Here is a 21,146-nt window from a genome sequence, read left to right as displayed (position 1 = left end):
AATTTGAAGATCTCCGCCGAACAACAGGCAGCGATTTGTCCCAAATGATATCAGAAGGACTATCCAAATGAAGTTCAATCTTCTGGGGTCACTTGCTTTCATTGCACCCACCGTCTTGTGGGCGAACGACGATGTTCTTGGTGAAGCCACGACATTTGAGAGTCCCAACGGCGTTACTGAACGCTGTATTCGGATCGAAAAAACTCCTACGGGCGAGTATAAGAAAAGCGATCTTGAGGAAGAAACAGCCTATTGCGAGATCGATTTCTATGCACCCGGTATCGCTATTTGCCCAAAAACCTGGAGCACCAGCCCAGGAATGGCCGTCTACGATATTTCGGAAGGGCCCTACGCGGGGAACCGTTCTGAGTTCGAGAGAAACGCTTGCAAAGAGGGGAAGGCGGCGAAAGATCTGGCCAAGGACAGGGTGGCCAAATTCAAATCCACCATGAACCAAAAGGGCACCAGCGGAACCTTTTCCACCTCGTCGCTGCTTTACTATCATTTCTCCAGATATTTCGACACGACTGTAAAAGTTCCAGTCGCTGTTTGGCGCAGCATGGACGCCCAGGCGCATTTTTCCGAGGTTGCCGAACCTGGCCTTGCGATTTCTGGTGGCTCTCATGGCGGGCGCATGAACCATGAAGGCTGGCGGGTCTTCGCAGCTGCGGATTCCGACCCAAATTCATACCAACCCACCGATGATCTGTTCACCTCGGATCGAACGCAAATTTACGGTGTACTGCTTGACAGTCCCGGGCATCGATACGGCTCGGAAATCAACGGCACCCGCAAATCTGGTTGGGGGAAAGGTCAGAACCGCGATTTTCAGGAAACCCCCGCTTTCTTGGCTTTGCGATCTTCAAAACCCTTGCTAGAGGCCATTGCAGAGGGCGTGAAAGAAGGCCGAAAAGACCGGATGATCAACAAGGATCTCGGTCCCGATGTCAGTGACCAACAGATGGCATTTTGGATGCAAGAACTGACCGAGATTGTTCTCCTCGACTTTATCTTTAGCCAGCAGGACCGCGTAGGAAACATAGACTTCACACCCTATTGGTATTGGGTCGAAGACGGAAAGCTGAAGCACAAGAAAGCCAAACACCATGAGCCAAACGATGGAGATATTCCCGCCGACGCATTATTGATCCGTCGCAGCAATCTAAACGACAACGATGCTGGTGGGCGGGTCGAGTATGCCAACTTCGCGAAATCCACTCAAATGCTGGAGAAAATGCGGCACTTCTCTCCAAGCACGTACCGGCGCTTGGTCGCTTTGAATAATGATCTTCAATCTCAAGGTCCCGTCTACGGCTGGTTGTCGCGAAGCCTTGGGTTGTCAGATAGGCAGATTGCACAGGTTGTAAAAAACACCGAGTTGGCAACGTCCATTCTCCAGGACAATTGTTCTAATGGTGATTTGATGTTCGACTTGGATCCTGTCGCATTCTTTTTGAGAAACAACACCGAGGTAGAGACAGTGGATTGTAATGACCCGTAGGCTTTCTACGCTTTTTGCGGCGTTCATTTGGACCGCTCTAATCGCCTGCAAAGCGGCGGCATTGGACGTCATCGTCATATCGGACCTGAACGGCAGTTACGGTTCGGTAAAGTATGCGCCTCGGGTCGATACGGCGATTGAACGGATAATCGAGATTGATCCCGATTTGGTGATTTCGACGGGCGATATGGTCGCGGGACAGCGCATTCCCAACTTGTCAGACAAACAAGTCAGGGAGATGTGGAATGCCTTTCACGAAGCCGTATCAGATCCTTTAGAGGCCGCCGGAATTCCATTTGCGGTCACGCCTGGGAACCACGATGCCTCTGCTTACCGAGGGTTCGAGCGTGAAAGAAAAATATATGCAGAGCAATGGACACCGAGAAAGCCAGACGTCGATTTCCTGATTTCGGATGACTACCCGTTCTTCTACGCATTTGAGATGCAGGGTGTAACATTTGCGTCTTTGGATGCAACAACCCTAGGGCCGCTATCCGGCGACCAGCAGGACCGGCTAAAGGAACTGGGTTCAGATGGAGACCCGATTGTCACTTTCAGTCACCTCCCACTTTGGCCTTTCGCGATCCAGCGCGAACGCGAAATCATCGGTGACCCGACACTTGAGAAAATCTATCTGGAAAGCGGTGTTGTTCTGCATCTGTCAGGCCACCATCATGCCTTCTATCCGGGTTGGAAAGGCGGTGTGGCTTATGTTTCACAGGCTTGTTTGGGCGGTGGCCCGCGGCGGCTTATTGGCGATAGCGCCAGATCACCTCACAGCTTCACGCATGTTACGTTCCAGTCGAACGGAGAGTTTGGGATAGCAGTATATCGAGGGCCTGATTTCGAAAGGTCGGTTAACTTCAAGTCGCTCCCAAAAGAGATCAGATCCCCGAATGCGGTATTGAAACGCTTGGACCTTGTGAAATGACTAGAAGTTGAGTTTCAGCTCAACTTTTTCAGGGACCAGATCATTTATCATCTCTTCGATCCGGGCTTCCGAAAGTCCACCCGAGGTGATGAAAAGCAATGAAACACGAGATTTGCCCGGAACGTGGTGTTTTCTGACCAGCTTCCAGCCAGCGTCTGCGGCCATGGCTTCAATGGCTCCGCTGACTTTTAATGAGTGCTCTTCGTCTGAGGCCTTGAGGGAAATTTCAACACCCTTGTTGCGTCCACCAAGCCAAATGAAACACCAACAAACAACCGCCACCAGCGTGGCCATCAAGGGCAAGCCCAGCCCTACCGCCAGCCCAAGCACGGTGACTATGATCATTTCCACCGTGTCGACCGGGTCATCCATATTTGACCGGAACCGCAGCAGAGCTCCTATTCCAAATATCACGAACCCGATCATCGATCCGTGCTGTACGACCAGAAACCCAACCGCCATGCCAACAAGCGCGTATAGGAAGAACAGTCGCGGCATGACGATATCACTGACACTTCTGCGGGCTCTCCGCCTCACGGGGTGATAGACGATTAGTCCAGTCAGTATGACAGTTACGATGACGTCGAGAGTGAAGAAATACAGTTCCTGTTTGCCCCGAAACTGTAACCAACGTCGTTCGATAAGTATTTCCGACTCCGTAGTACCGGCCAACATGGTCGCGGGGTCGATTTGTGTTACCGCAGCGCCTGGCAACAGCACCATCAATAGCGCGGCCATGAGTGGGAAAGTCTTGTTCAACTTAACTTCCTTCCTGCTTGCTCTGGCAGATTGCGTTCCGCCATCTTGTCCAATTCAATCGCAACAGGCGCGATCAGGTAAAGAGATTACCGTGCATTCTCCGGACATCGCATCCGGACTGTGATACGAACGCTGATACAGGGATGTGGTCCAAGCGCGAGAGAATCCAATGACAGAAAACAGAGTGTTTTCGTCAAAAGCTGAAATTTCACGGTGTTTCTGCAAACTTAGACGACTCGCTTTTACGGCCAGCTCGGTTGCGGCAGCCTTCTTGCCTTGGACCAATTTTGCCTACGCCGAAAGTGCTGGTTTGGTTCTGGTCGATAAATTCAAGGTGGCAGATAAATCGGAAGGCTTCTCAGAGCCTTCCGGTTTGGCAATGTCTAACGCTGAAGGCTTCTTGTGGTCTGTAAGTGATGCCGAACCTAAACTGCACCTACTCAGAGTCGACGGGGTATTAGGAAACTCTTTCAAGTTGCCAGCATTGGCAGGATCAGATTTGGAGGGTGTTGCACCTCGAAAGGATGGGTCTGTTTTGGTGCTTCAGGAAACTGACCGATCAATTCTAGTCGTTCACCCAACCGAACCCATTCAATTGACAACAATACCTCTCACATCTCTTAAAGGTTACTCGGCCGCCGCTGAATTACTCGTTGGCAACCCATTAAACAAGGGACCCGAAGGTATCGCTGTTGACCCGGAATCGGGGCGGGTCTTCATTGGCATTGAAGGACAACCAAGGTTGTTAATGGTCGTATCACCAGCGCTAGACGAAATTGTTGAGATCATTCCTTTAGCCCGCGATGCAGGTTTTATCTCCGAGCGTGTAGATGATGATGAACTGGATTTGAGCGGCCTAGCATGGTCCCCGTCCTCACGTTCTCTTTGGATTGTAAGTGACAAAGGCCGTCAAATCTTCGTCTACAATCCAGAGTCCAAGTCCGTAAAGTCTATCAGTTTGACGTTCACAGAAGATGGCAAACAAAAGGAAGTTAAACATCCCGAAGGAATCGCTCTCGATGAGACCAAAGGGCTTCTCTATGTCCTAACAGACGATGCCAAGAAATCGCGGCTTTATGTTTTTGAGCAACCGGAATTGTGAGGACTGTCCTACTAGTTCTCTACTCTAACTTGTTGAAAAGCCGGTTTATGTAATTCAGCGCCGTCGTATGTGCGGCGTAATAAGTAAATCTGCGTTCTGTTCACTGTGTTTCTTAAAAACATCACCCATCAATACATTCGAGTAGCGTCAGGTTCACACATGCGAACCACATAATAACATTGGACTTCAACATGCTCAGTCACTTTAAGGTTGTCAAAAATGCGCGTATTCAGATCAGTTGTTTTTGCGATCATTTGCACTCTTGTGGCCACTGCATCAGTTCCAAGAAGTAGCATTGCCCAAACCTGGGACATCGCATCCCAGCACTCGGTCAGCGGCGTAACGGTGTATGATGCGGATGAGCTGTTAACTTTTGCCGGTCAGTTGGCCTTTGATCGATCAGGGCGCATTACAGCGGTGGAGGTCGCATCAACGATCACTCAGATCTACCGAGAAGACGGCTACTTCTTAGCTGAGGCGTGGCCTGGTCCCGATGGGCAGAGCATAGTTGTTGATGAAGGGCGCATTCAAACCATCGAAATTGAAGGCGTAGATACTCGCACGTTCAAAACACTAGAGAAGATTTTTCAGCCCCTCACCACCGCATATCCAATAACTCTCAAACGATTTGAGCGGGCGGTTATGCTAGCCGAGGACATACCCGATTTGGACGTGTCGACCGAACTTGATTACCCGGATCAGGCTGGTGCTCGGCTGAGGGTATTGGGAGAACCTCTGCGCAAACAAGCCGGTAGTGCGACACTCGACAACCCTCCGCGTGAGCTTGGAGAAGCGCTCAGCTTCTATGTCGTACAAGAGTTTTATTCAACGCTGACCGTCGGGGATTTGCTGCGATTTGAGGGATCAGGCAATTACAATTGGGACAAAGACGATGAACACTCTTTATGGGGCGCTCTTACCTATCGCACGCCGCTGAACAGCAATGGTCTGTACGGTGAGATCTTCTACGGGAACATAAACGCAAAACGTGACCTCTCGGGGGACTTTGCGAGAACAGATATTGACGGCGAGAACTTCACAGTCGCGATGGGTTACCCCGTGATCCGCGATGTGGCCCGTTATGGGTATCTTCTGTTGGACTATCGCCTTTCAAAAGCGGACTCAGTCAGTGGTGGCGTTCCACTATCCAGTGACGCGAGTGTCGTTGGCCTTACATATCTTTACGGGCAAAACTATCCAAAGGGACAAGCTCTGGAAGCGGGGCTAACCTTATCTTTTGGTGACAATGACAACGACACGACAGACGCGAATTTTGACGACGGGGACTCTTCGTTCTGGCATCTACGAGGCGGCGTCGGATACGAAAGCCCGCTAACGGGCTTGTCTCCCAACACAGCTTGGCGAACCGAGATCTGGGGGCAGTACACAACAGACCGGCTGCCCTCGGTCGAAGAGTACTTCCTTGGTGATCGTTATGCTTTGCGCGGATATCGTTTTGACGAAGTGGATGGCGATTCCGGGATTTCCGCGATTTTCGAAGTGTCTCATTCCTACTTCCCCAGTTCCCAGAGCGTACATCGCTTAACGCCCTTTGCCTTTTTCGACGTGGGTTACATCTCGAACAATGACCCTGCGAGTTTCGAAGTTGATAATGCTACACTGGCGTCGACAGGTCTGGGTTTGGACATTGAGTTTAAGAAAAATCTATTTCTGTCCGGATATGTCGGTGTCCCTTTGAGAGACGGCCCTTTGACCGACTCTGGCGATCCTGGCGCGTATCTTGCTCTGACAACAAGTTGGTGAGAATGTTATGAAACTGAACCGAATTGCTGTACTTACCGCAACTTGTCTAATTACAGAACTGGCCGTTACTCAGGTCTTTGCCCGCGGAAATCACTACGGGTGGTGCCGAGGTGTAGGGAACCCACACCAGTCGAGCCAAGGGTGCGGGCAGGCTGGTGGGCAAGGGGCAGGTAATCAAGTTACTGGCCCAACTCAGCCGGTGGCAAATCAGTTGCCGCCTAAGGGAACGCAGCAAACGCCCACGTCCGTTACTGTTCCAGTCCTTGCGCCGGGCGCGGTCCCGAACGCAATTCCCGGTCAGGTTCCTATTGCGACACCGATAGCGGTTCCTGGTCAGGTTCCCACGCCGGTAGTAGCGCCAACTCTAGCTCCGCCTTTGGCACCAAACGCGACACCAAACCGGGTTCCGACAGCCGTTCCCAATCAGGTTCCACCATTGGTCGCCGGTCCTACCGCGGTGCCGTCGCAAGTTCCGACTGCAACTCCCAATCAAGTTCCGGTCGCTACCCCTGGCCAGGTTCCGCCTCAACCCACCGGCCCAACAGCGGTGCCGCCACTTGTGCCCACCGCAACACCAAACCAAATACCAGTCGCAGTTCCTGGTCAGGTCCCACCTCAGCCCACTGGACAAACTGCTGTGCCACCGCTCGTCCCAACTGCAACACCAAACCAGATTCCGGTCGCAGTGCCCGGCCGTGTTCCGCAACCCAGCGGTACTACGGCGACACCACCGCTTGTCCCAACCGCAACCCCCAATCAGGTTCCCACGGCGGTTCCTGGCCAGGTTCCACAGTTGACACCAAAACCGACGGCAACTCACGTGGCAGTCCCAGGGCATCCGAAGCCACAAGGCGTCGTGACAATCATGCGCCCTAAGCCGAGGCCGACAACCGGTACTGTCCAGCAACCTGGCACAACACAAGTGACCCACCATCTAACGCACCAAAGCAATGCGAAGAAACACGATCACGTCGCAGCAACACCTGGACGACATGACCCGCACGACCTACCGAGATTCCGCAACGCGGCGGCCAAGGAAGACTGGGAATGCGTTGCCAGCGGATTTGGACAGCGCCGTTATGATGCTGGGCGAGGCGTGTTGCTGAACAACGGAGCGTTACGGCACCTGGGAAACGTGGACGCAATGGCACGGGATGTGCCTGCAAGGCATCCAAAACATTCTGGATGCATTATTTCGGTCAAACGAAAGCAGCGCTGAAGCTCGCATGGTAGGTTTTGCTCGGACAATGAGATTAGTCGACCAATAGTTCGTCAATTGTCATCTGGATAATTGGATTTCGTATTGCCCATATTCCCTGGCGTTTACGTTGGCTGACGTAGCCCAAAAATGCTCTGTACCTAAATTTGCCTCAATTAGGACAACAATCTAAAGTGCCGCACTTCCAAGAAGAGCCTCCGACCATCTGGGACGGTCAGGTCGGGCAAGCGAAACGTTGAACGGCAACTTTGCAAAGTCAGCTTTCTGCGCATCGCTGACATTGGTGCTTTCAGCAACATCGGTTGGTTTGGGCTCGAAGCGGCCATTCTCCGCAGCTTGCATGTTTGGCAGGTCCGGCCCGAAGCAGGCATTCACAGTCAAGCTTTTCAGTTTTGCACCAAACCGTTCACTAGGACATGCGCGACGTTCAGGAAATCATGTTGTCTTTTCCAAGCAGCGTAATTTGCGTTACCAATAGACATGAATGGAGACCGCAGACTTTCCGCAGTACTCTCGGCAGATGTAGTAAACTACTCAGGCCAGATTAAGGCAGATGAAAATAGGACTCTCAGCGAACTTCGTGTTCTACGTCGAGAGTTATTTGATCCTTTGGTTAGCGATCATCGAGGTAATGTCGTTAAGAGGATGGGTGATGGATGGATAGTCGAGTTTAACTCGGTATCTGATGCAGTACGATGCGCCCTTGATCTTCAAAGCCAGGTGTCGACTCAGTCCTCATTGAAACTACGAGTGGGTGTGCATCTTGGAGATGTCGTATTCGACGAAGATGACATTTTCGGCGATGGCATCAATCTATCTGCACGTCTACAAGAGGCTTCCAACGAAGGGGCTGTGTTAATTTCAGATGTCGTCCATCGCAGCCTTGACGAGCGCCTCGCTGAGCAATTTTATCGCGCTGGAGAGCGACAGTTTAAGAACGCGCCGTCACCAATAGAAGTTTTCCAATGGTCGCCGCCAGGTTCTGCCCCACCGCGAGTAACTCCGGCTAGCCATACAAAGTCTCTGCTAATCGGCGTCTTACCTTTCGATAATCTTTCTTCTGACCCGGATCAGGAGTTTTTTGCAGATGGAATTACCGAAGAGATCATCACCACTTTATCAAAACTCCCGAATTTACTAGTCGTCGCGCGTAACTCTACATTCGTCTACAAAGGTCGCTCCGTTGACGTGAAACAGGTCGGTCTGGAGCAGGGTGTCGATCTTGTTCTTGAGGGAAGTGTCCGTCAAAGCGGTAACCGGGTGAGGATCACAGCACAGCTAATCGATGCAAAGTCCGGCATGCATATTTGGGCAGACCGCTATGATCGCCTCATTGAAGATGTATTCGAAGTTCAGGATGAAATCGCACTTAGGATTGCAACCGAGCTTCAAGTCGAACTGTTGGCGGGAGAAATGGCTCGTTTCAGAGGATCCGGCACAAATAACCTAGGCGCGTGGACCGCTCAACTAAAGGCCGTTGAGGCTTCGCGCAGAATTACCAGGGAAGCTCAGGCCGACGCTCGCCGATTTGCACAACAGGCAATTGCACTCGACCCGGGTTACTCGGCTCCGTATTGTACTTTGGGATTCATTTGCACTGTCGAAGCACGACATGGATTTGTTGCTGACCGGCGTGCCGCGCTAGCGGAGGCTCGTGACTGCGCTCAGCGGGCTCTGGAAATAGACAGCTACAACCCAGAGGCTCACGCTATTGCGGGTTTTGCGGATGCAATCGATGGCAAGCTGGTTTCGGCTATCGAGAAGTTCAACGAGGCACTAGCGCTGAATCCAAACCACGCTGACGTGGCTGCCAGACTGTCAATCACCCTAGCTTTCAATGGCCAGGCAAATGAAGCGATCCAAGTCGCACAACAAGCCATTACCCTGAACCCTCACTATCCAGGTTGGTATGCAGGCGTTCTGGGTTTAGCCCTTCGACTCGACGGTCAATACGAGGAAGCCAAGAAAGCATTCACCGAATATGGTCAAAGGGTTGAAGGCTTTGGTCACCTCGACCTCGTAATCGTCCATGTAGAGACGGAGAACCTTGAGGCCGCTCGCGATGAAGCACGGAATGTGATGAAATACCGCCCTCAGTTTTCCATATCGGACTGGGCGAATACTCAACTTTTCTCTGACAGAAAAAGGCTGGAGAAAGACTGTGCGTCATTGCGACTAGCCGGTTTGCCTGAATAGGAGCAAGGTTTCGCTGTAGCAGGATGGTTTGTGATGCAAACCAATCTCACACGTTTCCGATTTGGGTTCGTGATGGCCGTGCGCTTCTAGGCGCCTTGGCGGTAGGCCGCAGTCCAAACCCGGATACTCACAAATGGGCCCAGCAATTTCCCAGTAGCAGACGAAAGCTGCCCTTCGCGGTTAAGCAACCAAGTTGATAATTTTGGCCGATTATCCGTAGGAACTTGAAGCTTAATTTATTTGATCAAGCGGGCTTTATTAGTGTTTCCAGATATGCCCGAGTGTCGGCATCCCACGAGCTGGGGTCCTCTCCATGAGCGACCACCGCGTGGAGCTCCATGAGTTTCCATACTTCATCTTTGGTCGCTGCGATCACTTTCCCTGGGCAGGCCTCCATGCCCTCGCAATCCTTGCAGGCATATGAATAAGCAGCGTTCATCGCTTTCTCCTCTGTTCGCTCGGAAAGTTATCTAGAATTCAGGAAACGTCGGCAGCCCGTCGTCGAGTTTTATCCATGGCTGCTGATGTGACACGAAGATGTGGGCCATGGGTTGTGCAATCGATGGGTCGTCCAACGTTACAGCAGAAAACCACGCATCAGCGCTCCAGTCTTGGCCCTCAACTTCATTTAGGGCGGCATAGGTCAACGTCGTTCCACAGTCCCGACAAAACCCGCGGCGAATACCCGAAGTTTTCTCAATGTGTTGGATTTCGCCTTTGATAACTACGAAGTCTTCCGCTGCCACTTTAGCCCAAGTTACAAAGGCACCGCCAAGGGCCATTTGGCATGAACGACAATGGCAATGTCCCGACCAGACAGGTGGTGTCGCGATCTGGTATCGAACAGCACCACAGTAACATCCACCTTGAAGTTTTTCCATCGTATCAAGATCTCCTGGCATGCGGCTAGGTTGACATCAGCACTAAAGCATCCGCTCCAATATTTTATAATAGCAGCGCAGATTTCACTGTGAATAATGTCAAGAATGTCGATATCATGCGACTCAAATAGTCTAACAAAACTTTAGAAAAACTACAGTATGGATTGGTTGCACCTTCCCCCAATGAACGCTTTGCGCGCCTTCTCAGCGGTTGCGAAGGCTGGGAGTTACACTGTAGCGGCTGAACGCTTGAACGTGACCCAAGCGGCTGTCAGCCAGCAGGTGAAATCGTTGGAAAGGCACTTGGGTGTAGCTCTTGTTGCTAAACGTGGGCGCAGCATTGAATTGACAGAGCCAGGCATCATTCTTGCGCGTGAACTGGGTATCGGCTTTGAAATCATTGGAAGGGGTGTCGAACGACTGGCAGAACACACAGCGCAGCGTCCCGTTCAAGTGACAATGTCACCAGCATTCGCGGTGGAGTGGCTGTTGCCGAGAATGGCAGAGTTTCAACGCGAACATCCAGAGATCACTTTGATGCTGAACCCAACTTCGGAACTGGTTCAGATAAGACCAGGTGGTATCGATGTCGCCATTCGGTATCACGACAGACGCATGCCGAGAAAAGAAGAGGATACTGTCCTTGTTTCCGACATGGTCGTGATCGGGACACCTTCACTGGTGGAAGGCCAAGATCTGCGTGACCCGGCCTCTCTGACAAAACTGCCTTGGTTGCAGGAACTGGGCACCAACGAAGCGGCCGACTGGTTCACCTATCATGGGGTCGTACCTCTCGAGCCATTGACGATAAATCACATGCCGGGGAACCTGATCATGACTGCGGTTCGCCGGGGTGACGGTATCACGTATTCTGCCAGAGCTTTTTTCGAGGACGATCTGTCATCTGGTCGGATGATTGAATTGTTCTCTGAGCCTCTCTTCGGCGTCTATTACATCCAGACGCAGGCAGAATTTCAGCGCCCCGAGGCTAAGGTTTTCGTCAATTGGCTAAAATCTCAGTCGCAAGTCGTATCGAGACACAACTCTGCAAGCTGAGAAGCTTCTATTGACCCCTGCGTGTTTGCTCATCACCGTTGGTTTCGCCTTTTTTAAGGCTGCTTTGTAGAGGAGCCCGCTGCGATCAGAGCCGCCATCCCTCCATCGATGAACTGCACGTTTTGAAAACCCATCGCAGTCAATACATTTGCCGCTGCCGCGCCTCGATAGCTCGGAGCTCCGCCACAAGTGGTGAAAATTCGCCTTGCACGATCCTGTAACTCTTGAGATCTGTATTCACTTTCAAGGTCTGCCATCCAAGCGACGGCGCGACCAGGAGCCGGAATTGCTCTTGGGCTGATACCTGTGGCCGCAATTTCAGCGCTATCCCTTACGTCCACCACAAGTGCGTTGGGGTCTTCGATCAGTACTGCCAGCGCGTCAGTTGCTGAAATTGGATTTGCTTTGGATATTTCCTGAGTTTCCATTTGTGCGAATGTTAAGACCATGTTGCCCCCCGACTGCAAATCCTACGCGATGCTACCATGCGGCTGATTTACCGCAAAACGGCATCCAAGCGATGATTGCCGGTCTTGTGGTCGCCCAGACGGTTGCCATCAACGAAGTTAAACAAGTCCCGATCAACGGCAGAAGCGGGCCTCGCAATTGCCCCAGCCATTGCTGTTGATCCGAGATTACTCGGCGGCCAACGCCTTCTGCCTGCAATAACACGACGCCTTTATCGGCACCTCGGCGCGGGCAGCGGCCTTGTCCAGTTGTAGCTTAATGTGGGCGGCTTCGACCGTTTCACCGCGCCGGGCGAGACATTCGTGCAAGCCATGCAGGCTCCAGACGTTGCCCGGATGCTGACAGGCCCGGCTAAGCGTTGCATCCAGGCCAAGGTCTGCACGGTAAACAGCTTCGGCTTCCTCCATCTGGCCCTGTTCAAGAAGAAGAGCACCCAGCGCATGACGGGTGGGTTGCATCCAGCCCCAGGGCTCGTCGTATGGCAAGTTGTCGTCGATCTCGACTGACTTTCGCAGGTGGTCAAAGGCCGTTTCGTGCTCTCCTGTGTGATAGGCCAACTCACCCAGCATCATTTGCTCAGCGACCTTCAGAATGTCCCGGCATGTGTTGTTGAACAGCATTCGGGTCTCAGGAACTCTGGCTAGAGCATCATAGAACTTGGCTTTTTCACTCTCGGCTTCAGCGACCCTGTGTAGGTTGGCCAAGGCGACCGTCCTTGCATACCGCATCATGGCGATAGTGACGCTGTAGAGCTCCGCATCTTCAGGTAAATCCTGATCAAGGATAGCCTGCCAGCGTCCAAACCTGATCAATACATGTTGTTTCATAGGAATGAACGCCTCGAACCAATCAGCCATTGGCCGAAGTGTCTCTGAAGGTAAAGTTTCGACAAGCTCATCAGCAGCTTCCAGTGCCGCCGTTGGCTGCCCCAAAAACATCGCTCCGTAGATTTTGAAGTGGTAGTTATGACACCTGTAAACGGAATAGAAGTTGTCAGGGCCTTCGCGTTCCAGGAACTTTCGATCTGACAAGATGGCTTTGTGATTACGCAACACAACGTTCATGTAATCTCCACACAAGACGTCAATATGGGTGGGCATGTGAAGCAAATGCCCGGCCTCGGGCACCAGCGTGCTGAGCACATCGCCGTGACGCAGTGCCCGTTCGGGGTGGGGCGACATTTCCATCAGGTGAATGTACATGTGCAGGAGCCCTGCGTGTTCCCATGCTCCGAGGAGTGTATCAAATGCAGTTTCGAGGACTGCTATGGCTTCAAGTGTATCGGCTCCATCCGCTGGTTTCCCAGTCGGCAAATCCCAAAGCTGCCAAGGTGTCCGGTTCATGAGCGACTCGGCCAGAATCGCAGACACGTCCAGATCCTGATCGAATTCAGAGTGAACCTTTCGCATCGCATCAGCGAATGCATCATTCCATGGGCTAAAATCCTCGATATCCGATGAGGATGGATAACGAGCCGGAATGGCTTCGATGAGCGCGCGCTCAACAGGCGTCAGTTTGTCCTTTAACGACGCAGCAGCCTCGATTGACGCTTTTGCCAAGGCGATACAGTCAGGCTTCTCGTCTTCTTCGAATGTTTCCCAGGGCTTGTTGTAGTTCGGCCCAATGCAATACGCGATGCCCCAATGCGCCATTGCGCAATTTGGATCCGCAGCCACGGCATTCTGAAAGCATACAATCGCTTCTTCGTGGTTGTACGCGTAAGTCCAAGCCAAACCACGATCAAACCAAAGCTGGGCTTCGTCCGACGAGGTTGTGATCTTTCGGCTGTAGCTACCGAGATCATAGTATTCCATCACAATAACCCCCTAATTAAAGGTAGGAGGTTACCACAATGGGCTGTTTCTCGATACTGGCGACATCAAAGCCGACCCAAGGCATAGACCCGACTTATATGAGCCCCATTTGATCGAAGCACTCTCCTTGGCGACTGATCAACTTATCGGCTACGTGCGTGAGGCACCGTCCAATCCCTCCACACTAGCCCACCGACAAGACCACAAACACCGCTCGCACACCTAAGACGGTCTTTTGAGAAAGCTGATGTCGGCAGTCAGGTTGGTCTTTTCCGCCAACCAACACTTTCGGGGCCTGGTAACGTCGTGCGACAGCTTCTGTTCTAACTGGCGTTGAAAACGTGTAATTTGGGCTCATTGCGGGCGTCAAAAATACGGGCACCCTACCCTTCTAGCGTGGCAACTGCATGGTCGTGAGAGGTATGCGGTCGATGCATGTTGAGGATACGTCGAGCTTCATTCGATTGTCCCGATATTGCCAGCGCATGCGCCAATGAAAACTCAACAATGTCGCGTTGCGCCCGGCTACCACCAAGGCGTTCGTGCTCAGACATGACACTTACGAATTTCTCAATCGCTTCGTCCGCATTTCCATCCGCCAACGCACGGAATGCGCCTGCTACCGAAGCAACGGTGGGGCCTGCGGGTCCCTTTGCGCCGTCAATGGTTGCTTCCAGACGCTCTCTGTTTCCAGCCATCGCATGCGCAAGAGCAGCGTGAACATCCGCAAAAGCCAAACCAGGTGAAGGAAAGAACTGAACAGCATAGTCGCTGAGTTGTTGCCAACGCTCCTGAGTAATTTGCTCGCCAGCCAAAAAGGCGCGGTGAACAATTGCCACACTATCAGTCAGAACGTTCAGTGGTGGCGCAGGTGGTCGGTCGGGGGAAACATAATCATCGAACAGCTTCCACATACCTGCCACATCGCCGCTCTCAAGCGCCCAAAGAGCGACGTGCCAGCTGAGATGGCAGTGCAGATACGCTGTGAAGGGATAGTCTTGCCAGAACTCGCGAAGATAAGCGTAGCCAGCGTCCGTCTCCCCGTTCTCATAGTAGAGATGGGCCCTGACATGTGCACTGTGTGCGCTGTCAGGCTTCAATTCAAGCGCGCGCTCGATGTTTTCCGCGGCCGGGCCAATCTGTCCGGCCTCCATCTGGGCAAATGCATGCTGGCAGAGAAACCACCAGTCGTCGCCATAGTGTGGCTTTAACATGGTTGTGTACGCAAGCTGCTCTGCCTCGCGTCCAGCCTGACCTGAAAACCCTATTAAGCCAAATACGCTGGTACATGTCTGAGCAAGCAAAATATCTCGCGGATGGTCTGCGACGTGATCTCGGATGCGCCTGTAGGCCTGCGGTGCACGCCCCTCAATGAGATCGCTGATAATGTCGATCTGGGCGGCTTCGCGCGGGCTGACGCCATGCGAAAGTTCTTTTGCGACGGCTATTTCACGCTTTGCATCTTGTCCACGCCCGACAGTAACAAGGTAGCGCGCAAGCCCAACATGCGGCATAGCAAAACCATCATCTGCCCGCATTGCTGATCGGTAGGCTTCTTCAACATCATCAAAAGCACCCAGAAAACGGTCGATGCCTTCAACGTACGCGTCTCGCGCAGTTTGTGATGTGGTCGTTAGCGGGCTTCCGTATCGATCTTCAAGCATCCAAACCTTCCACTATCTGTACCAAACCTGTCCGTCAGTTAGCTATATGAGCATGCCTAGCCATAAACGAGTCAAAGGAAATCGACGGTACGAGGCGCCATGATTTCAGCATCCGTTTCTTTCAGAAGTCTCATGAAATCATCTAAAAGCCGTTCAAACCATAGTTGCTTCATCAAATATCGATTTTCCAAAATTGGACTCCGAAACCAAATTTGGGGATTATTGCATACGGCTCGACCCGCGTCCGGTTAGAGGAGAACGTAGGTATGACTACCCAAACTCGCCCGCTCATTGATACGGCTTGGTTGGCAGATAACCTGACTGACCCGAAACTACGCATCATTGATGTTCGCTGGAAGTTTAGGGAGGAAAACGGCAAGGGCGTGGCCTATGATGATAGGAGCGAATTCCAAGCCGAGCACATTCCTGGCGCAGTGTATGTTGGCATGTCGACAGAGCTTGCAGACAGCACTCAGAACACTCCCGATATGATGCTCGGGCCAGAGGATTTTGGGGAAAAGATGCGAGAGTTGGGTGTTTCCAACGACAGTCATGTCGTGGTCTACGATGACTCTGGGCTTCCGTTGGCGTCTGCGCGTCTTTGGTGGGCACTTTCGCACTATGGCCATAACAACGTGCGGGTCTTGGACGGCGGCTTGCAGCAATGGAAACTCGAAGGTCGGACCACTGAAACTGGCGATCTAGCCGTTGAGCATGGTGACTTTGAACCAACAGTGCAGAGCAATTGGATTGCCCGCAAAGCTGATGTCTTGGATGCGATAGGTAAACCCAGAGTCAGAATTGTGGACTTTCTACCAAACGACCTCTTCCGAGGCGACGGAGTTCACACATGGGGAGGTCGCTCGGGACATATCCCCAGTGCGGTCAACATACCGGCGATATCGAACATCGATCCGGACTTGGCACACACACCCATATCCGAACGTGCAGCTAAACTAAAGGAACGTGGGTCATTCAAGTTGGCGGATCATTCCAAGCTCCTCAAGCACTATCAGGACAAGGGAATTCAAACTGACGATGAGGTCATCGCTTATTGCGGCCGTGGCATAGCTGCTTCTTGTGGGCTCCTTGCGCTGCGCCAAATGGGGTTCGAAAAGTCCCGCCTGTATGATGGTTCATGGGCTGAGTGGAGCGCCGATGAGAGCCTTCCAGTTGAAGCCTCGTGAGACTACGATTTTGGGTCACTTTGGGTGGTCCAATTATTAACGCTTTGCTAGGAGGATATTTTTGATGACGGACAAATTCCGGCTGACCAAAGAAGCTGCGCAGAAGTACAACAACCATAGTGTGCCTGCGATGTTCGGTCCATTGGCTGAAGCAACAATGCAGAAGGTTCAGCTTCGAAGCGGCACTTGTGTTATCGACATTGCATGCGGCACCGGGGCTTTGACGCGAGAGATTGCAAGGAAACTGACGGGCGAAGGCCGGGTTGTTGGCGTAGATCTGAACGAAACCATGATTGAGGTCGCGCAATCCAATCAGCCGGATTGTCGTCATGTGCTCGAGTGGTATGCAGAGGATGTAACCGAGTTACCTTTCGAAAATGCTACGTTTGACTATGCCTTCATACAACAGGGGCTTCAGTTCTTCCCCGACAAATCCGCGGCTTTGCAGGAAGTTCATCGGATCTTGCGCAATGACGGTCAGCTATTTTTGACATGTTGGCGTGCAGTGTCGCCCTTCAATGGAGCGCTTGCAAAAGCTCTCGAGCGCCATGTTGGAACAGATGCCGCAATCAAGGCCAGAGCGCCTTTTTCGTTTCGAGATGGGGACCTCATTTCTAAGTTGTTGGTCGATGCAGGCTTCAAGATAGCTCGTCACGAGCCATTGGTACTTGAGCGAAGATTTATTGATCTTCGCGCGCAAATCATGGCGCTGCCAATCGAAACCGATCTTAAGGATGCAGGTGCTGACGTCACCAACAAGGTCGTGGAAGAGGTTGCAGACGCTTTGTCTAGATATGACAAAGAAGGCGTATTGCACGTACCGCAAGAAGCGCACCTATTTGTCGCCGCGGCATAGGTCAACGACCACTGACTTAGTTCTCCATTACGATCTTTGCCATGGTCGAAAGACAATGCAGCATTAGTGGCGGCCGAGCCTGGCTCCGCGTTGACGGTTGAGTCTGCATCAAACTATACTTTTGCCATGGCTAGCGGAAAATACATCGACGATTTGTCGGTTGGCGAAACCTTCGAAACCGGTGGCGTCACGCTGACCGAGGGAGCGATTATTGACTTCGCACTGGTTCATGACCCGCAGCCCTTCCACGTTAACAAAGTGGCTGCCGCAGAGTCGATGTTCGGCGGTCTCATTGCCAGTGGATTTCAGACAATAGCGCTTACTTTCAGGTTGTTTCGCGACACTGGTGTACTTACCGGAACCAATCTGGGTGGACATGGAATGGACGAGGTACGGTGGCTGGCTCCGGTGTATTCCGGTGACACGATCAGCGTGCGCGTCACGGTTGAGGCGATTACACCGTCACGTTCGAAGCCAGACCGGGGAACGGTCAAATTCCGATACCAGACATTTAACCAGAACGATGTTGAAGTTCTTAACCTGGTTATGCACCACGTGATGGCATATCGGAGTTAAGGCAGTTTGCAGCGACTTGGGCGCGGCGATCAATTTGAACTCCCATTGTCATCTTCAAGAGTATCCTTGGGCTTGCTACATAAGGCTTCTATTCGCAATTGCGGTCGTGGCGTACATGCAAACTAGCTTGTTCGCGTGTTATCAATCCTTTTTGCCTAAATAACTACTTGTAGATTGCCGCATAGCGAGGTGCGAAGAACTTAACGAAGGCTCTAACCTCTGGCCGGCGATAAGCTTCCGGCGAAATGAGCATTAGGTGCGGCACCGCAAGTTCGGGGATTTCGTCGAAACATCGGATAAAAGACATGTCTGTTTCCACCAGCTTGACATTGCTGATCCCAAGGCCTTGCCCTGACCTGATCGCCGCATGCATTAGCTCCAGTTCAGTGAAAGACATGACGATCTGGTCCGGCTCCACGTGATTGGTCAACCATTCGTGGAATACATTGGGCACATCGTCCCGCTGAAAGGTAACAAACTGATGCCCGGCCAGATCATTCGTTGACCCCGGTAAGCCAAATTTGTCCGCGTAATTTTTGCTGCCGAACAAAGACCAGCGGGCCGTGCTGATCTTACGACAGATCAGGTCAGGATCGGGATCGGTTCTTGCAAGGCGCAAAGCAATGTCGGCCTCGCCCGCCATCAGGTCCAGCGCCCGAACGCTGGACAAAAACTCGAATGCGACATCCTGATTGTCGGCGGAAAACTCGTTTACGATTTCAATCATGCGTGCGGAGAAGTTTGCCGAATAAGCGGTGATACGGATGGGTTGTGTCGACGTCAATTCCTTCGCGCAATCGGTAAATTCGAGGACTGAAGCCTCGATTGCTTCGGCGAGGGGAACGAGGCGAAGGGCTTCTGGGGTCGGTTTGAACCCGTGCGTACCACGCTCAAACAGCGTCAAGCCTGTTTCTCTTTCGAGAACATCAATGCGTCGGGCGACCGTTGGTTGGGAGACCTTTAGCTTTCTGGAGGCCGCAAGCGTCGATCCTTCTCTCAAGACAGAGAGGAACACACGAATATCCGACCAATTTCGGAACCCGTTCTTCATTTTTTTAGAACAGCACAATTTTGTGCCGGATACCAGAAAAACAGGTGAACAGTTACTGTTGTTGCGACAGCGCAAGCAACTCGGAAAGGACCATGAGATGGCTTCCCATACAATGTCACCCAGCATCTGGACCGTATTTGGTGGACTGTTCGGTAGGACCAAGAGAGGCTTCCCCGAAGCCCGGAAGCCGCGGCCTACAGCTGACGATTTTCACGCTGAACGCGACTATATTAATGACGTGATCTGGAGTAATCCCGATGCGTTTTCGAGTGAGCTTGACGTGCAGAACATGGTGAGTCTGTATCCAGGAAGGTTCTGACGACACTTGGTGACAATCGGCCGAATAAGGCGATTAGATCACGCCAAATGCAGCTGCAAGCTGGAAGTGGCAGCCACGCACCTGTGTTGTAGCCATTGAGTAAGTACCAATACGAGACTTTCATGAAGCCCGCGAAAGAACCCAGGCCGATTTACTTAGCTCAATCACCCCTTTTTGCGCACCACGACAACAAATTGGGTCATCGAAAAGAAGAAGCGTCCAGTCCTTGCAAGGCTGAGCTGCTCATCAAACCACGATTGCGCAACTGCGGGATCAACATGGTCATTTGCGACAGTGTATTGCTTCATGAGGTGCATCATCATGATTGCGAGGCCATCAGGCTTCAACTGGTGATCCGTCATTGTGAACGACAAGACATCTTCCACACGGTCGCCGCGAGCCTTTATCAGCGCGGGCAGTCTTTCCGGGACGGAACCACTCACAAAGTGCTGGTTCCAGGATGTCAGCATCTTTTGCATTCTGTCGGGCTCATCGCTGAACCAGATCAAGCTGCCAAAGTGTAGATCGCTGATGACGAGGCGCCCGCCGGGTTTGACGCACCGCAGCGTGTCAGCCAACGCACCGTCTACGTCTTCGATGTACTCAAAGACCTGTACCGAGACGGCCTTGTCAGCACTCTCATCCTCAATGGGCAAGCTATTTGCGGCACCAGCACGAAACTCCACGTTTGCGTAGTCGCTGCACCGTTCTCTAGCAGCTGCCGTCATGTCAGCGCTTGGGTCGATCCCGATGACATAGCCATCCGAGCCAACTGCCCGGGCCAACTCAACTGTCAACATCCCGTTGCCACAACCGATGTCCAAAATAGTTTCACCAGGAGCCGGGCACAGCGCATCGAATGAAGCCTGTCTTCGCCGCGTCAGTTCTGCGCCTTGATAGGCGATTTCAAGTAATTTCGTTGTTTCAGCGTCAAATTTAAGCAACTCTCCACCCTTACAAAGCCCACATGCCCCCAAAACCTTATCAGAAATTGAGTTATCTACGAAAAGCAGGACGGATCGTTGAGGCTTGAACATGGATCCACCAACAATAAATGAATGCGCCGACTTGATCCGACGAATGATTTAACCCCGAGAGCGAAGGACGCATCTGCCGCTCTATCGGACCAGCTTTTCGTGGCGTTTCGAACGTTAGAACAACATCAATTCAAGGGATGTCGAGGCCGTTCTCTCGTCCGAAATCGGTATAGAAGCTGTCACTGCGGCATCGGTTTAAAGTGGCTTCGTCCGCTTCTCTTGGGTCGGTGCCAGGGCTTTGGACACCTGTTCCTTCTATGAAGCGGTTCACGAGATTAAAGACACCGCAAACTTGGATAGCATCGAACAGCGCACTCTCCGACCAGCCTGCCGCGTAGACTGCTCTAGCGTCGGCTTCTGTCATTCGGGATGGTGAGACAGTGAGCTTTTCAATGTATGCCAGCAACGGTTTGAGGTGATCCTCGACGGGCGCCGTATCGCGGTCTTCCATCAGTGCCTCGATTGTCTCGACTTCAATACCGTAGGCTTTGGCGAAAACGATGTGCGCCCCATGGCAATACGCACAAGCATTCAATCCCGAGACATAGGCCGCAATGAGTTCACGTTCAGCAACCGAGAGGTCGCTCTCGCCCCTCATCACAAGGCTTTCGTACGCACAAAGCGGAGAAAGTTTATCTGGAAAGGCTTGATAGACACTTCCAAGTGTCGCGTTCTCCGGCAGAGATGGAAACAGGCGTTTCATTTAATTCTCTTTCAATCTTGCTATGGATTACGTTTTCTCAAAGTGAGGAACCAACGTTGTTT

At 52.2% G+C, this 21,146-nt stretch carries 18 protein-coding genes; 9 read left to right on the top strand and 9 right to left on the bottom strand.

The genetic code is table 11. The annotated features are described in order from the left end of the window. Positions 1 to 67 precede the first annotated feature (67 nt). Both I9187_RS16665 and I9187_RS16660 read left to right on the top strand, forming a co-directional pair. Positions 68 to 1,501, top strand: a complete 1,434-nt coding sequence (locus tag I9187_RS16665) for a hypothetical protein (RefSeq protein WP_170699435.1) — start codon at positions 68 to 70, stop codon at positions 1,499 to 1,501. Then, positions 1,491 to 2,432: a metallophosphoesterase gene (locus I9187_RS16660; protein WP_170621296.1), complete on the top strand. Its 942-nt coding sequence runs from the start codon at positions 1,491 to 1,493 to the stop codon at positions 2,430 to 2,432. The genes I9187_RS16665 and I9187_RS16660 overlap by 11 nt, the downstream gene beginning before the upstream one ends. Here I9187_RS16660 and I9187_RS16655 read toward each other — a convergent pair whose 3' ends face one another. Next, positions 2,433 to 3,191: a hypothetical protein gene (locus tag I9187_RS16655; protein WP_170418903.1), complete on the bottom strand. Its 759-nt coding sequence runs from the start codon at positions 3,189 to 3,191 to the stop codon at positions 2,433 to 2,435. A 169-nt stretch (positions 3,192 to 3,360) separates the two neighbouring features. Here I9187_RS16655 and I9187_RS16650 point away from each other — a divergent pair, with 169 nt between their 5' ends. The 3 genes from I9187_RS16650 (at position 3,361) to I9187_RS16640 (ending at position 9,472) form a co-directional block, all read left to right on the top strand. Continuing rightward, complete coding sequence (locus I9187_RS16650) at positions 3,361 to 4,293, top strand: SdiA-regulated domain-containing protein (RefSeq protein WP_170790473.1); 933 nt, start codon at positions 3,361 to 3,363, stop codon at positions 4,291 to 4,293. 219 nt (positions 4,294 to 4,512) lie between these two features. Then, on the top strand, positions 4,513 to 6,057 hold the full coding sequence (locus I9187_RS16645) for a ShlB/FhaC/HecB family hemolysin secretion/activation protein (RefSeq protein ID WP_171180429.1): 1,545 nt from the start codon (positions 4,513 to 4,515) through the stop codon (positions 6,055 to 6,057). Between the two features lie 1,699 nt (positions 6,058 to 7,756). Beyond that, positions 7,757 to 9,472, top strand: coding sequence for an adenylate/guanylate cyclase domain-containing protein (locus I9187_RS16640; RefSeq protein WP_253282942.1), 1,716 nt, complete (start codon positions 7,757 to 7,759; stop codon positions 9,470 to 9,472). 244 nt (positions 9,473 to 9,716) lie between these two features. Here I9187_RS16640 and I9187_RS16635 read toward each other — a convergent pair whose 3' ends face one another. Both I9187_RS16635 and I9187_RS16630 read right to left on the bottom strand, forming a co-directional pair. Further along, on the bottom strand, positions 9,717 to 9,911 hold the full coding sequence (locus tag I9187_RS16635; RefSeq protein ID WP_170805199.1) for a DUF1059 domain-containing protein: 195 nt from the start codon (positions 9,909 to 9,911) through the stop codon (positions 9,717 to 9,719). Positions 9,912 to 9,942: 31 nt separating this feature from the next. Further along, a complete protein-coding gene (locus tag I9187_RS16630) occupies positions 9,943 to 10,353 on the bottom strand; it encodes a GFA family protein (RefSeq protein ID WP_170805200.1) in 411 nt (136 codons plus the stop codon). A gap of 159 nt (positions 10,354 to 10,512) precedes the next feature. Here I9187_RS16630 and I9187_RS16625 point away from each other — a divergent pair, with 159 nt between their 5' ends. Beyond that, positions 10,513 to 11,409: a LysR family transcriptional regulator gene (locus I9187_RS16625; RefSeq protein WP_170415292.1), complete on the top strand. Its 897-nt coding sequence runs from the start codon at positions 10,513 to 10,515 to the stop codon at positions 11,407 to 11,409. A 53-nt stretch (positions 11,410 to 11,462) separates the two neighbouring features. Here the strand turns inward: I9187_RS16625 and I9187_RS16620 are convergent, their stop codons facing one another. The 3 genes from I9187_RS16620 to I9187_RS16610 all read right to left on the bottom strand — a co-directional run bounded on the left by I9187_RS16620 (position 11,463) and on the right by I9187_RS16610 (position 15,355). Continuing rightward, the gene (locus tag I9187_RS16620) at positions 11,463 to 11,837 is read right to left on the bottom strand and encodes a rhodanese-like domain-containing protein (RefSeq protein WP_171180432.1); all 375 of its coding nucleotides are present in this window, start codon (positions 11,835 to 11,837) and stop codon (positions 11,463 to 11,465) included. 207 nt (positions 11,838 to 12,044) lie between these two features. Then, entirely contained in the window at positions 12,045 to 13,691 is a 1,647-nt protein-coding gene (locus I9187_RS16615) for a tetratricopeptide repeat protein (protein ID WP_171180433.1), read from the bottom strand. 383 nt (positions 13,692 to 14,074) lie between these two features. After that, on the bottom strand, positions 14,075 to 15,355 hold the full coding sequence (locus tag I9187_RS16610) for a tetratricopeptide repeat protein (protein ID WP_209940264.1): 1,281 nt from the start codon (positions 15,353 to 15,355) through the stop codon (positions 14,075 to 14,077). 266 nt (positions 15,356 to 15,621) lie between these two features. Between I9187_RS16610 and I9187_RS16605 the strand changes: the two genes are divergently transcribed. From I9187_RS16605 to I9187_RS16595, 3 genes are all read left to right on the top strand, one after another. Then, a complete protein-coding gene (locus I9187_RS16605) occupies positions 15,622 to 16,542 on the top strand; it encodes a sulfurtransferase (RefSeq protein ID WP_170805205.1) in 921 nt (306 codons plus the stop codon). A gap of 64 nt (positions 16,543 to 16,606) precedes the next feature. Next, entirely contained in the window at positions 16,607 to 17,398 is a 792-nt protein-coding gene (locus tag I9187_RS16600) for a methyltransferase domain-containing protein (RefSeq protein WP_170805206.1), read from the top strand. Positions 17,399 to 17,524: 126 nt separating this feature from the next. Continuing rightward, positions 17,525 to 17,974 (top strand): MaoC family dehydratase, encoded by a 450-nt coding sequence (locus I9187_RS16595; RefSeq protein ID WP_170787436.1) that lies wholly within the window; start codon positions 17,525 to 17,527, stop codon positions 17,972 to 17,974. Positions 17,975 to 18,137: 163 nt separating this feature from the next. Here I9187_RS16595 and I9187_RS16590 read toward each other — a convergent pair whose 3' ends face one another. The 3 genes from I9187_RS16590 to I9187_RS16580 all read right to left on the bottom strand — a co-directional run bounded on the left by I9187_RS16590 (position 18,138) and on the right by I9187_RS16580 (position 21,084). Continuing rightward, positions 18,138 to 19,151, bottom strand: a complete 1,014-nt coding sequence (locus tag I9187_RS16590; RefSeq protein ID WP_171180438.1) for a LysR family transcriptional regulator — start codon at positions 19,149 to 19,151, stop codon at positions 18,138 to 18,140. Positions 19,152 to 19,508: 357 nt separating this feature from the next. Continuing rightward, entirely contained in the window at positions 19,509 to 20,288 is a 780-nt protein-coding gene (locus I9187_RS16585) for a methyltransferase domain-containing protein (RefSeq protein WP_093965079.1), read from the bottom strand. A gap of 223 nt (positions 20,289 to 20,511) precedes the next feature. Further along, positions 20,512 to 21,084 (bottom strand): peroxidase-related enzyme, encoded by a 573-nt coding sequence (locus tag I9187_RS16580; RefSeq protein ID WP_093964968.1) that lies wholly within the window; start codon positions 21,082 to 21,084, stop codon positions 20,512 to 20,514. Positions 21,085 to 21,146: the final 62 nt, after the last annotated feature.

The organism is Ruegeria sp. HKCCE4148 (genome assembly GCF_017872495.1).
Classification (GTDB): domain Bacteria; phylum Pseudomonadota; class Alphaproteobacteria; order Rhodobacterales; family Rhodobacteraceae; genus Ruegeria.
This window is presented reverse-complemented; position numbering and strand designations above follow the sequence as displayed.